Genomic DNA, 12264 nt, shown 5'->3' with positions numbered 1-12264 from the left:
GTCAGTGGAGGCGCATTATAGGGAGTTATTTCAGGCTGACAAGGGGAAATTTAAAATAATCTTCCGAGTGCGTATTTTTTATTCTTTACGCTTATTTTAACGACGCTTTGTTGGTTAATTGGGCTATTTCCCGCGCGAATCTCGCAACCTGTTCCCAATCGGTATACACCACTTCTTTATTCGTATCCGTTTCACCACCTGACATCTTCATTATCAGTTGGATCATAACGCGGTCATACCAGCGATAGCGTGGATACAGCAAAGCACCCGCAATAACTGCACTGTGGTCTGGTCGCCACGGCGAACTCATCAGGAACTTACGCGCATAGCTGTTGGTTTGCGGCGTACGTTTCTCCGGTTTACGGGCAACCAGGTTTACGGAGTAGAACGCGCTCGGCATCGAATTCAGCCGTGTGGCATGCTTTTTCACAAACTCCTGAAAAGCAGCATGGTAATGACCGTAGCGAATCGAGGCGCCAATTACCACGCTGTCATAATTTTGCCAGTCCGGCTCCGCAGTACGATGCAAATTAACAACATCTGCCCAAACACCCAGCTCTTTGAGTTCAGAAGCCAGATATTCAGCGATTTCACGCGTTTGTCCGTCCCGGGAAGAAAAAAGAATCAGTGTTTTCACGTGTTACTCCATTATTCACGCCAGAAAGTAGGGGTAAAGAGCACCAGCAGAGTAAAGACCTCCAGACGACCAAACAGCATATTGGCAATCAGGATCCACTTCGCCACAGGGTTCATACTGGCAAAGTTGTCAGCGACAACCCCCAGTCCAGGCCCCAGGTTATTCAACGTTGCCACTACGGAGGCAAACGCGGAGAAGTCATCAACACCGGTCGCAATAATCGCCAGCATACTGATAATAAAGACCAGCGCATAGGCAGAGAAGAATCCCCATACGGCTTCAAGAATTCGCTCCGGCAACGCACGGTTACCCAGTTTGATACTGTAAACCGCATTCGGATGGACCAGTCGTTTCAATTCGCGGTTACCCTGCTTAAACAGCAGCAGGATACGAATCACCTTCAAGCCACCGCCCGTCGACCCGGCACAGCCGCCGATAAAAGCAGAACACAGCAACAGCACTGGCAGGAACAAGGGCCAGCGGGCAATACTGTCCGTGGTAAATCCGGCGGTCGTCGCCATCGATACCACCTGGAAAAAGGCCTGGTTGATCGTCGTGAGCGCCGAGCCATAGGTATTGTGTATCCATAGCACCAACGTACAGACTGCCACCAGCGTCAGCTGCACGCCGATAAACATGCGGAATTCCGGATCCCGCCAGTAGACCTTCAGACTACGCCCACTTAATAAAGAGAAGTGCAGACCATAGTTACAACCGGAGATCAGCAAGAAGATAGCAATGATAGTGTTAATCGTGGGACTGTCGAAATACCCCACGCTGGCATCGTGTGTGGAAAAACCACCGATGGCGATTGTGGCAAAACTGTGCCCAATGGCGTCAAACGCGGGCATCCCGGCAAACCATAGCGCCAGCGCGCACGCCACCGTCAGCAATACATAGATTAGCCACAGCGTTTTCGCCGTTTCGGCAATACGCGGGCGCATTTTATTATCTTTCAGCGGCCCCGGCATTTCTGCACGATAGAGCTGCATCCCACCAACGCCAAGAATAGGCAGGATAGCCACCGCCAGCACGATGATCCCCATCCCGCCGAACCATTGCAGCATCTGGCGATAAAAGAGAATCGCGTGTGGCAATGAATCCAGCCCCACCAGCGTCGTCGCACCTGTAGTGGTTAATCCGGAAAAGGATTCAAAAAAAGCGTCGGTTATCGTCAGGTTAGGGCTTTCCGCAAAAATGAACGGTAGCGCACCCACACTGCCCAGAACGGTCCAGAACAAAACGACAATCAGAAATCCTTCGCGCGATTTCAGTTCACCCTTCTCTTTACGGTTTGGCCACCACAGCATGGAGCCGATCGCCAGAGCAACGAAGAAAGTTTGGGTGAATGCACGCCCTGCCCCATCGCGGTAGATGAGCGCTACCAGTCCGGGGATAATCATTGTCCCCGAGAATAAGATGACCAGTAGTCCAACGATTCGGGTGATGGCGCGAAAATGCATCTCTGCCGCTTCCTTAGTTCTTTAAAATGAGGTGGGGATTATTCTTCAATCGCTAACAATTGCAATGAACCACGACTAAAATCCGCCAGTTTTGCCGAAAACTCATCCACTCTGGCAAAAGGAAGCGCCACCCTGAGCCGAACAAAAGCCTGGTAATCACTGGCAACGACTTTACCGTCAAACTGCCCCAGCAAGGCTTCAATGCCTGCCAGCTGACCGTACTCACACTGCAAAGTATATTCGGTTAATGGCGTCTTGCGCTGTGTCGTTAACTGGCGCAACGCCTGATTCACACCGCCACCGTAGGCTTTTACCAACCCTCCAGTACCGAGAAGGATACCGCCGTAGTAGCGCACGACTACAGCGGTAATCTCGCCGACACCGCTCCCCATCAGCTGCGCGAGCATCGGTTTACCTGCCGTACCCGCCGGTTCGCCATCGTCTGAAAATCCTAGCTGCTGCGAGTCATTGGGCGCACCCGCCACCCACGCCACACAATGGTGGCGGGCGTCAGGGTGTTCCGCTTTGACTGACTCAACAAACGCCTTTGCCGCTTCTACGCCGTCCGTATGGGCGAGCAGCGTAATGAAGCGGCTTTTTTTGATCTCTTCAACGACGCTGACCGGCGCCGCAGGGATTAACCAACTGTCCATTACGCCAGTTTCAAATCCCGCGTCATGTTTTCGATATTGTTCTCGTGGACCACCACGTTGTCTTCAATACGAATACCGCCGAACGGTTTCAGGGCTTCAATTTTCTGCCAGTTGAAGTGCTTGCTGAACTGTCCTTCACGCCACGGCGCCAGCAGAGATTCAATGAAGTAGATGCCCGGTTCGATGGTCAGAACCATGCCTGGTTGCAGTACGCGGGTGCAACGCAGGTAAGGATACTTCGACGGCGCGGCCAGATGAGTACCGCGGTCATCCTGCATAAAGCCTGCGACATCATGCACCTGCAGACCCAGCGGGTGGCCAATACCGTGCGGCATAAACGGCCCGGTAAGATCGTTTTCCACCATCGCCTCTTCACTCATATCAGTGATGATTTGATGCTTACGCAGCAGCTTCGCGATGCGCTGATGGAACTGAATGTGATAATCCACGTAGCTGGTGCCTGCTTTCATGGTGGCAATCAGCGCCAGCTCTTCGTCGTTAACGTCTTTCACCAGATGCGCATAGTCATTGTCGCTTTTCGCCGACCAGGTACGCGTCAGATCTGCCGCATAACCGTTGTATTCCGCACCAGCGTCGAGCAGGAAGCTGCGGATTTCAGACGGTGCCTGATGATCCAGCTTGGTGTAATGAAGCACCGAAGCATGCTCGTTAAGCGCCACGATGTTGCTGTATGGCACGTCGGTGTCGCGGTGACCGGTGGCAGTCAGGTAAGCGAGGTTGATGTCAAACTCGCTCATTCCGGAACGGAACGCTTCTTCTGCGGCACGGTGTCCATTTACCGCCATTTTCTGCGCTTCGCGCATACAGGCCAGTTCGTAATCAGTTTTATAAGCACGGTAATAATGCAGGTAGTCGATCACCCCTTTCGGGTTGATGTTGCTGGCCGCGATGTCCAGTTGCAGTGCACGTTCAGGAACCGGGCCGATGTAACCGATATTGCCGCGAGCAGCAGGCAGTTGGCTACCGATACCATCTGCTTTCGGCAGCGCGATGATCTCAATTTCTTCCGTCCAGAAAGAAGTAGGCAGCGGCTCAACGTTGTGCCAGTAATCAACCGGCAAGTAGAACCATAGTTTCGGCTTGTTTACGCCATCCACCAGCAGCCAGCAGTTAGGAACCTGCGTGACAGGCACCCAGGCTTTGAATTGCGGATTGACCTTAAACGGGTACGGATGATCGTCGAGAAAGACGTTAACAAGTTCGCCTGAGTGAATAAGTAACGCATCCAGCTTGAAGCGCTCCAGCGCGTCGCGCGTCCGTTCCTGTAAGGTAACGATATGATTTTTATAGAGTGCGGCCAGCGATTCCATTTTCTATCCTTCTGTTTTTTGACCTCAAGTCTCCGCATCTTAGCACATCGCTTTGTGAGTGCGTGATTTCTGCCGAGCGTGATCGAATCGTCATTTCTTTAATCATTCATTTGCATTTTATTAACATAAAACACACACTTCGATTCATCTGGTATGACCAGATGACCTTGCGGATTCAGGAGACTGACATGCTTTACAAAGGCGACACCCTGTACCTCGACTGGCTGGAAGATGGCATCGCCGAACTGGTGTTCGATGCCCCTGGTTCGGTCAATAAACTCGACACGGCCACCGTTGCCAGCCTGGGCCATGCGCTTGATGTGCTGGAAAAACAACCGAATTTAAAAGGGCTGCTGCTGCGTTCTAACAAAGCAGCCTTTATTGTTGGTGCCGATATCACCGAATTCCTTTCACTGTTCCTCGTGCCTGAAGAACAACTGAGCCAGTGGCTGCATTTTGCCAACAGCGTCTTTAATCGCCTCGAAGATCTGCCTGTTCCGACCCTGTCAGCGGTAAACGGCTACGCGCTGGGTGGCGGCTGCGAGTGTGTTCTGGCAACCGATTATCGTCTGGCAACGCCGGACCTGCGCATTGGCCTGCCGGAAACCAAGCTGGGCATTATGCCGGGCTTTGGCGGCTCCGTGCGTATGCCACGTATGCTGGGTGCGGACAGCGCGCTGGAAATTATTGCGGCAGGTAAGGATGTTGGTGCTGAGCAGGCGCTAAAAATCGGCCTGGTCGATGGCGTAGTGAAGCAAGACAAACTGCTTGATGGCGCGATCGCGGTATTACGTCAGGCGATTAACGGCGACCTCGACTGGAAAGCCAAACGTCAGCCGAAACTGGAGCCGTTGAAACTCAGCAAAATTGAAGCGGCGATGAGCTTTACCATCGCTAAAGGCATGGTAGCGCAGACGGCTGGTAAACATTACCCCGCACCGATTACCGCGGTAAAAACCATTGAAGCAGCAGCCCGTTTTGGTCGTGAAGAAGCGCTGAATCTGGAAAATAAAAGCTTTGTTCCACTGGCGCACACCAGTGAAGCCCGCGCGCTGGTAGGGATCTTCCTTAACGATCAGTTCGTGAAAGCCAAAGCCAAAAAGCTCACCAAAAATATTGAAGCACCGAAGCAAGCCGCGGTGCTGGGCGCGGGCATTATGGGCGGCGGCATCGCTTACCAGTCAGCCTGGAAAGGCGTGCCGGTTGTCATGAAAGATATCAACGACAAATCATTAACGCTGGGCATGACCGAAGCGGCCAAGCTGCTGAACAAACAGCTTGAGCGCGGCAAAATTGACGGTCTGAAAATGGCGGGCGTGATTTCCACTATTCATCCAACCCTCGACTATAGCGGTTTTGAGCGTGTGGACGTGGTGGTTGAAGCGGTCGTGGAAAACCCGAAAGTGAAAAAAGCGGTACTGGCGGAAACCGAAGATCAGGTATGCCCGGGCACCGTACTGGCGTCGAATACCTCTACCATCCCAATCAACGAGCTGGCCAGCGCGCTCAAGCGCCCGGAAAACTTCTGTGGAATGCACTTCTTTAACCCAGTACACCGCATGCCACTGGTTGAGATCATTCGCGGCGAGAAAAGCTCGGATGAAACCATCGCCAAAGTTGTCGCCTGGGCAAGCCAGATGGGCAAAACACCAATTGTGGTCAACGACTGCCCTGGTTTCTTCGTGAACCGCGTGCTGTTCCCGTATTTTGCCGGTTTCAGCCAGCTGCTGCGCGATGGGGCGGATTTCCGCAAAATCGACAAAGTCATGGAAAAACAGTTTGGCTGGCCGATGGGCCCGGCTTATCTGCTGGACGTGGTGGGAATTGATACCGCACATCACGCGCAGGCAGTGATGTCCGCAGGCTTCCCTCAGCGTATGCAGAAAGATTATCGCGACGCGATAGACGCCCTGTTTGATGCGAACCGTTTCGGACAGAAAAACGGTCTTGGATTCTGGCGTTATAAAGAAGACAACAAGGGCAAGCCGAAGAAAGAAGAGGATGCCACCGTTGACGATCTGCTGGCAGAAGTCAGCCAGCCGAAACGCGACTTCAGCGATGAAGAGATTATCGCCCGCATGATGATCCCAATGGTCAACGAAGTGGTGCGTTGTCTGGAAGAAGGCATTATCGCCAGCCCGGCAGAGGCCGATATGGCGCTGGTTTATGGCCTGGGCTTCCCTCCGTTCCATGGTGGCGCGTTCCGCTGGTTGGATACGCTCGGCAGCGCGAAGTATCTCGATATGGCCCAGCAGTATCAGCACCTCGGAGCACTGTATGAAGTTCCGGCTGGTCTGCGTGATAAGGCGCGCCATAACGAACCGTATTATCCCCAGGTTGAGCCTGCCCGCCCGGTTGGCAGCCTGAAAACGGCTTAAGGAGTCACAATGGAACAGGTTGTAATTGTTGATGCGATCCGTACCCCGATGGGCCGTTCGAAAGGGGGCGCGTTTCGTAACGTGCGGGCAGAAGATCTCTCCGCACACTTAATGCGTAGCCTGCTGGCGCGAAATCCTGCGCTGGAGCCATCCGCGCTTGATGATATTTACTGGGGCTGCGTGCAGCAAACGCTGGAGCAGGGTTTCAACATCGCCCGTAACGCCGCGCTGCTGGCGGAAGTTCCGCACTCCGTTCCGGCCGTCACGGTCAACCGCCTGTGCGGTTCATCAATGCAGGCGCTGCACGACGCGGCACGTATGATCATGACCGGCGATGCTCAGGCGTGCCTGATTGGCGGCGTGGAACATATGGGCCATGTGCCAATGAGTCACGGCGTTGATTTCCATCCGGGCATGAGCCGCAACGTGGCAAAAGCCGCGGGAATGATGGGTCTGACTGCGGAAATGCTCTCTCGCATGCACGGCATCAGCCGTGAAATGCAGGACGCTTTCGCCGCACGTTCACATGCTCGTGCCTGGGCTGCAACACAGTCTGGCGCATTTAAAAACGAAATCATCCCGACCGGTGGCCATGATGCCGACGGCGTGCTGAAGCAGTTTAACTACGATGAGGTTATCCGCCCAGAGACAACCGTTGAAGCGCTCTCCACCCTGCGCCCGGCGTTCGATCCGGTTAGCGGAACGGTCACTGCCGGTACCTCCTCCGCGCTCTCCGACGGCGCAGCGGCGATGCTGGTCATGAGCGAAAGCCGCGCCCGTGAGCTGGGTCTGACGCCGCGTGCCCGAATCCGTTCGATGGCTGTTGTTGGCTGTGACCCGTCAATTATGGGTTATGGTCCGGTTCCGGCCTCAAAACTGGCGCTGAAAAAAGCGGGACTCTCCACCAGCGATATCGGTTTGTTTGAGATGAACGAAGCCTTTGCCGCTCAGATCCTGCCGTGCATTAAAGATCTGGGGCTGATGGAGCAGATCGATGAAAAGATCAACCTCAACGGCGGGGCGATCGCTTTGGGTCATCCGCTGGGTTGCTCCGGGGCGCGTATCAGCACCACCTTGCTCAATCTGATGGAACGCAAAGACGTACAGTTTGGCCTGGCGACGATGTGTATCGGGTTAGGCCAGGGCATCGCGACGGTATTTGAGCGAGTTTAATCAAAGCATGTGACTTATTGTAGGCCGGGCAAGCGAAGCGCCCCCGGCGACTATGCCGGATGGCGACGCTGATGCGTCTTATCCGGCCTACAACACAAATGCCATTGTATAACAATTTAGTTGCCGTTCTTCCCGCCTGTCAGGGGCGGGTTTTTTTATTTCCCTGAGCTACCTCGCACCACTAACTGCACCGGCAACAGCAGATTCTCTTCCTGATTTTCTTCCAGCAATAAACGCAGCGCTTCACGCCCCAATTGTTGTTTATCAACCGCAATAGTAGTGAGTGGTGGATGTGACCAGGCCGCAGCATCGATATCATCAAACCCCACCAGCGCGAGATCTTCCGGGATGCGTATCCCCTGCTGTGCGCACACCCGTTGAACAACCAGCGCTGCCGCATCGTTATAGGCAAAAATAGCGTCGGGCGGCTCCGGCAATCTGAGTAGCTCATTTACCGCCTCAACCAGAGATTGATCGGTATCCAACAGCGGCGGCGCAACGGCTTCATACTCTGGCGGCATCAGCAAACGGGCCTCATACAATGCCTGACGGTAGCCCTTCTCGCGCTGACGGATGCTGTAGTGCGCAAGCGTGCTGGCAAGAAAAGCAATACGGCTGCGACCTTGTGCAATCAAATGTTGCGTGGCCAGATACCCACCCTGAGTGTTATCCGGGTTCACGCAAGGCAAGCCCGGCGCCCAGAGATCCACCAGCACCAACGGCAGCTTCATCTGTTGCAGCAAGCCAAGTAATTCAGGCTCAAAAAATCCGGCACAGATCAGTGCATCAGGCTGGTGCAGCAGCACCTGCTCACTCACTGCATCGCCTGGACCAATGGAGAGAAAGCTCAGCGCAATACCATGGTCACGACAGTTATCTTCTATCCCCAGCAGTAGTTGAGAATAAAACGGCAATGCCCGGCTGATATTGTGCTGGCGGTGAAGCAAAAAAAGGACGCGTTTGATCTTGTCAGTACGCAGACGGGAAAAATCATAACCCTGCTGCTGCGCCACAGAAATAATGCGCAGCCGGGTGTCTTCACGTAGCCCCGGCTGCCCTTTTAGGGCGCGGGAAACTGCACCAACTGAAACACCACAAGCTTCGGCAATATCTCTGATACGTACAGGTTTCGTCATTTCACTCTCATTGATTCTACTATGGCTTGTTGCGCCCCCAGCCAGGCCGCACCGCGTACGCCGCTGCTGTCGCCGTGACGGGCCCGAACAATCGGTGTGCGGCACTGCTTACCAAATACGTACTGCGCCACTCGCGCCGGTAAACCCGAATACAGTAAATCGATATTGGATACCCCGCCCCCTAGCACGATAACATCGGGATCGAGCGTATTCACCACGCCCGCCAACGCACGCGCCAGTTGATCGCAATAGCGTTTCCATACAAAGCAGGCATCCGCATCACCCGATTCTACCTGTTGCATAATTTGTGGCACACCCACATGCTGCGCGGTGTGATTCAGGTACTGGCGTTCCAGACCGCTGCCGGAAATAAAGCTCTCAATACAGTTCAACTGTCCGCAATAGCATGTCACTCCAGCCCCGTCCTGAGATTCGTGGTAGCGCGGCAATGCATTATGCCCCCACTCTCCTGCGCAGGCGTTAGGTCCAGAGATCAAGCGGTTATCGATGCATAGTCCACCGCCGCAACCGGTACCGAGGATCACGCCAAATACCACGCTATGCCCGTGTCCGCTACCGTCCATCGCTTCCGACAAGGTAAAGCAGTTGGCATCATTAGTAACAGGCACGGGCATTCCTAACGCTCGCTCAAGGTCTTGCGCAAAGGCCTGTTGATTGAGCACCAGGATGTTGGAGTTCTTAATTAACCCCTCGCTATCCACCGCGCCAGGCACCCCAATGCCAACCGATAAAGGCTGATTAACGGCCAGTCTGGCCTTAGCAATCATCTCCGTCACGGCCTGGAAAAAATCACCGTAACTCTGCTTTGGTGTCGCGCATCGCTCGCGGTAAACAATTACACCCGCGTTATCAATCACCACCGCTTCGATTTTAGTCCCGCCAATATCCAGTCCGAGCCTCATGGTTTTCCTCGTTTGCGCCTCGCAATTTGATTGTGTCTAGTTTGCCAATTTTGTTTACTAAACAAAAAGAAACCTGTCACAAAAGCTAAGTTTTGTGATTAATAGATAGGAAAAATATGTTTACTAAAAAACGTGGTAAAAAAGAGAAACAACGAGATCGGGCTTGCACCCTGTTAGAAGAAGTAAGGTTGGTGATGAATGCGCCGGAAGGACTCCGGCGCACAGCGCTTAAATGAACGCGAAAGCGTCGCCAAACAGGCGATCTTCACGTGCACTGCGTTCATTACAGAACAGATCGCGCGCGATTTTGGCCATTTCGAAACGACCAGCGATGTAGATATCATGCTCCGCCAGGGTACCGTAATCCTGTAATACTGCCGTTAACACGGTTCCCGTACGACCACGCCAGCCGTCTTCAGGCTGTTCCACCACTGGCTCAACGCGCAAATTCGGGTGATTCACTGACAGCGCTTCCAGCTCGGAGAGATCGTAGAGATGCTTCTCTTCGCGCCCGCCCCAGTAAATGGTGATATCGCGATTTGGATTGCGCGCCAGCGCGGTAAGCAGAATGGAACGCACGTAAGAGAACCCTGTACCACCGGCAATCAGGATCAGCGGGCGCTCGTCTTCATCACGCAGCCAGGCTTCGCCATGCGGAATGTCGACCTTGATCTCCCGGTCTTTCAGAATACGGTCCATCACGGCCATGGCATAAAGATTTAGCTCAGAGGCGCCAACGTGCAGCTCAATGAATCCTTGCTCGTCCGGCGTTGATGCCATGGAGAACGGACGCTTATCCCTTTCGTCCATCACGACCATTAAATACTGGCCAGCACGAAAGGAAAACGCCGCGTCTGGCACTAAACGAACGCGATATACGGTGTCAGTGATAGCTTCTACCGAGGTCACTTTACAGCTTAAGGTTGTCATGCGCTCTCTCTGTCGGATCAATAGGCAAAACGATCGCGCCTCAGGCGCTTTTGCCGTCATTAAAGATGGCCAGTTCATCCCAAATTGCGTCAATGCGCGCAGTCACTTCAGGATCTTTTTTAATCGGACGTCCCCATTCACGTTGGGTTTCGCCCGGCCATTTATTTGTGGCATCCAGCCCCATTTTTGAACCAAGGCCGGAAACCGGCGAGGCAAAGTCCAGGTAATCAATTGGCGTATTCTCTACCAGTACCGTATCCCGGGCCGGGTCCATACGGGTAGTAATTGCCCAAATCACATCATTCCAGTCACGTGCGTTGACGTCATCATCGCAAACAATAACAAATTTGGTGTACATAAACTGACGCAAAAACGACCAGACACCCATCATGACGCGTTTGGCATGACCAGCGTACTGTTTTTTCATCGTCACGACGGCCAGGCGATATGAACAGCCTTCCGGAGGTAGATAAAAATCGACAATCTCCGGGAACTGCTTTTGCAGAATAGGAACGAAAACTTCGTTCAGCGCCACGCCGAGTACCGCGGGCTCATCTGGCGGACGTCCGGTATAGGTAGAGTGATAAATCGCATCTTCGCGCTGGGTAATGTGCGTGACGGTAAAGACCGGGAAGCTATCTACTTCGTTGTAGTAGCCGGTATGATCGCCATACGGCCCTTCCGGGGCCAGCTCGCCCGGTTCAATGTACCCTTCCAGCACGATTTCTGCACTGGCAGGCACTTCCAGGTCGTTGGAAATACATTTAACTACTTCGGTCTTGGTTCCGCGCAACAGCCCGGCAAATGCGTACTCGGATAATGTATCAGGAACCGGCGTCACGGCCCCCAGAATGGTCGCAGGATCGGCTCCTAACGCCACAGAAACCGGGAAGCGTTCGCCCGGATGCGCTGCGCACCATTCCTGGTAATCAAGCGCGCCGCCGCGATGGGACAGCCAGCGCATAATGAGCTTGTTTTTGCCAATCAGCTGCTGACGATAGATGCCCAGATTCTGCCGCTCTTTATGCGGACCACGCGTTACGGTGAGCCCCCAGGTAATCAGCGGCGCGGCATCTTCCGGCCAGCAGGTCATAATCGGAATGCGGTTTAAATCAACGTCATCGCCCGAGTAGATTTTTTGCTGACAAGGTGCACCGCGCAACCGCTTAGTCGGCATGTTCAACACCTGCTTAAACTGCGGCAGCTTATCAAACAGATCGCGGAATCCTTTCGGTGGCTCTGGCTCTTTCAAAAACGCCAACAGTTTACCGACTTCTCGTAGCGCCGAGACATCTTCTTGTCCCATCCCCATCGCAACACGCTTTGGTGTGCCAAACAGGTTACACAGCACCGGCATTGAATAGCCTTTCGGATTCTCAAACAGTAACGCAGGCCCACCGGCACGCAGAGTGCGATCGGCAATTTCAGTAATTTCCAGGTGGGGATCCACCTCAAGCGAAATGCGTTTGAGCTCGCCCTGCTGTTCAAGCAGCGTCAGGAAGTCGCGTAAATCGTGATATTTCATGGCGTCCATTGTGGCCTCTTCGTAAGCGCTTCATTATACGGCGTTCATCATTGTGATGCTGTATTTTTGTTAAATTAGCGTGAACTCTGGCGATACATATAAGCCCTGGGAGTAT

At 53.6% G+C, this 12264-nt stretch carries 10 protein-coding genes; 2 read left to right on the top strand and 8 right to left on the bottom strand.

Annotated features, from left to right (window positions below; all coding sequences use genetic code 11):
• Nucleotides 1-91 precede the first annotated feature (91 nt).
• The 4 genes from hemG to pepQ are packed head-to-tail and all read right to left on the bottom strand — an operon-like array spanning nt 92 to nt 4084.
• On the bottom strand, nt 92-637 hold the full coding sequence (hemG, locus tag OGY71_RS04455) for a menaquinone-dependent protoporphyrinogen IX dehydrogenase (protein ID WP_003828882.1): 546 nt from the start codon (nt 635-637) through the stop codon (nt 92-94).
• Nucleotides 638-648: 11 nt separating this feature from the next.
• Nucleotides 649-2100, bottom strand: coding sequence for a Trk system potassium transporter TrkH (trkH, locus tag OGY71_RS04450; protein ID WP_003017848.1), 1452 nt, complete (start codon nt 2098-2100; stop codon nt 649-651).
• Nucleotides 2101-2138: 38 nt separating this feature from the next.
• A complete protein-coding gene (locus OGY71_RS04445) occupies nt 2139-2753 on the bottom strand; it encodes an IMPACT family protein (RefSeq protein WP_003828888.1) in 615 nt (204 codons plus the stop codon).
• Nucleotides 2753-4084 carry a Xaa-Pro dipeptidase gene (pepQ, locus tag OGY71_RS04440; RefSeq protein ID WP_003828891.1) on the bottom strand — a complete coding sequence of 444 codons (1332 nt, stop codon included), beginning with the start codon at nt 4082-4084 and terminating at the stop codon, nt 2753-2755. The genes OGY71_RS04445 and pepQ overlap by 1 nt, the downstream gene beginning before the upstream one ends.
• Nucleotides 4085-4272: 188 nt before the next feature.
• Here pepQ and fadB point away from each other — a divergent pair, with 188 nt between their 5' ends.
• Together fadB and fadA are read left to right on the top strand one after the other, a co-directional pair.
• A complete protein-coding gene (gene fadB, locus OGY71_RS04435) occupies nt 4273-6462 on the top strand; it encodes a fatty acid oxidation complex subunit alpha FadB (protein WP_003828892.1) in 2190 nt (729 codons plus the stop codon).
• A 9-nt stretch (nt 6463-6471) separates the two neighbouring features.
• The gene (gene fadA, locus OGY71_RS04430) at nt 6472-7635 is read left to right on the top strand and encodes an acetyl-CoA C-acyltransferase FadA (protein ID WP_003828895.1); all 1164 of its coding nucleotides are present in this window, start codon (nt 6472-6474) and stop codon (nt 7633-7635) included.
• Nucleotides 7636-7790: 155 nt separating this feature from the next.
• Here fadA and OGY71_RS04425 read toward each other — a convergent pair whose 3' ends face one another.
• The 4 genes from OGY71_RS04425 to ubiD all read right to left on the bottom strand — a co-directional run bounded on the left by OGY71_RS04425 (nt 7791) and on the right by ubiD (nt 12158).
• Nucleotides 7791-8771, bottom strand: a complete 981-nt coding sequence (locus OGY71_RS04425) for a LacI family DNA-binding transcriptional regulator (protein ID WP_191221983.1) — start codon at nt 8769-8771, stop codon at nt 7791-7793.
• The gene (locus tag OGY71_RS04420; protein ID WP_193134884.1) at nt 8768-9694 is read right to left on the bottom strand and encodes an ROK family protein; all 927 of its coding nucleotides are present in this window, start codon (nt 9692-9694) and stop codon (nt 8768-8770) included. Before OGY71_RS04420 ends, OGY71_RS04425 begins: the two co-directional genes overlap by 4 nt.
• Before the next feature lie 228 nt (nt 9695-9922).
• The gene (gene fre, locus OGY71_RS04415) at nt 9923-10624 is read right to left on the bottom strand and encodes an NAD(P)H-flavin reductase (RefSeq protein WP_003828903.1); all 702 of its coding nucleotides are present in this window, start codon (nt 10622-10624) and stop codon (nt 9923-9925) included.
• 40 nt (nt 10625-10664) lie between these two features.
• Nucleotides 10665-12158 carry a 4-hydroxy-3-polyprenylbenzoate decarboxylase gene (ubiD, locus tag OGY71_RS04410; protein ID WP_003828905.1) on the bottom strand — a complete coding sequence of 498 codons (1494 nt, stop codon included), beginning with the start codon at nt 12156-12158 and terminating at the stop codon, nt 10665-10667.
• Between the last annotated feature and the right edge of the window lie 106 nt (nt 12159-12264).

The sequence above is a fragment of the Citrobacter sp. Cpo109 genome (genome assembly GCF_030332565.1).
In the GTDB taxonomy this organism is placed as follows: Bacteria; Pseudomonadota; Gammaproteobacteria; order Enterobacterales; family Enterobacteriaceae; genus Citrobacter; species Citrobacter portucalensis.
The sequence above is the reverse complement of the archived record's forward strand: the minus strand, read 5'-3'. Positions and strand labels throughout refer to the sequence as shown.

Excerpts from the sequence above, each read along its gene's own strand:
- trkH (WP_003017848.1), bottom strand. The coding sequence starts at position 2,100 with ATGCATTTTCGCGCCATCACCCGAATCGTTGGACTACTGGTCATCTTA.
- OGY71_RS04445 (WP_003828888.1), bottom strand. The coding sequence starts at position 2,753 with ATGGACAGTTGGTTAATCCCTGCGGCGCCGGTCAGCGTCGTTGAAGAG.
- pepQ (WP_003828891.1), bottom strand. The coding sequence starts at position 4,084 with ATGGAATCGCTGGCCGCACTCTATAAAAATCATATCGTTACCTTACAG.
- fadB (WP_003828892.1), top strand. The coding sequence starts at position 4,273 with ATGCTTTACAAAGGCGACACCCTGTACCTCGACTGGCTGGAAGATGGC.
- fadA (WP_003828895.1), top strand. The coding sequence starts at position 6,472 with ATGGAACAGGTTGTAATTGTTGATGCGATCCGTACCCCGATGGGCCGT.
- OGY71_RS04425 (WP_191221983.1), bottom strand. The coding sequence starts at position 8,771 with ATGACGAAACCTGTACGTATCAGAGATATTGCCGAAGCTTGTGGTGTT.
- OGY71_RS04420 (WP_193134884.1), bottom strand. The coding sequence starts at position 9,694 with ATGAGGCTCGGACTGGATATTGGCGGGACTAAAATCGAAGCGGTGGTG.
- fre (WP_003828903.1), bottom strand. The coding sequence starts at position 10,624 with ATGACAACCTTAAGCTGTAAAGTGACCTCGGTAGAAGCTATCACTGAC.
- ubiD (WP_003828905.1), bottom strand. The coding sequence starts at position 12,158 with ATGGACGCCATGAAATATCACGATTTACGCGACTTCCTGACGCTGCTT.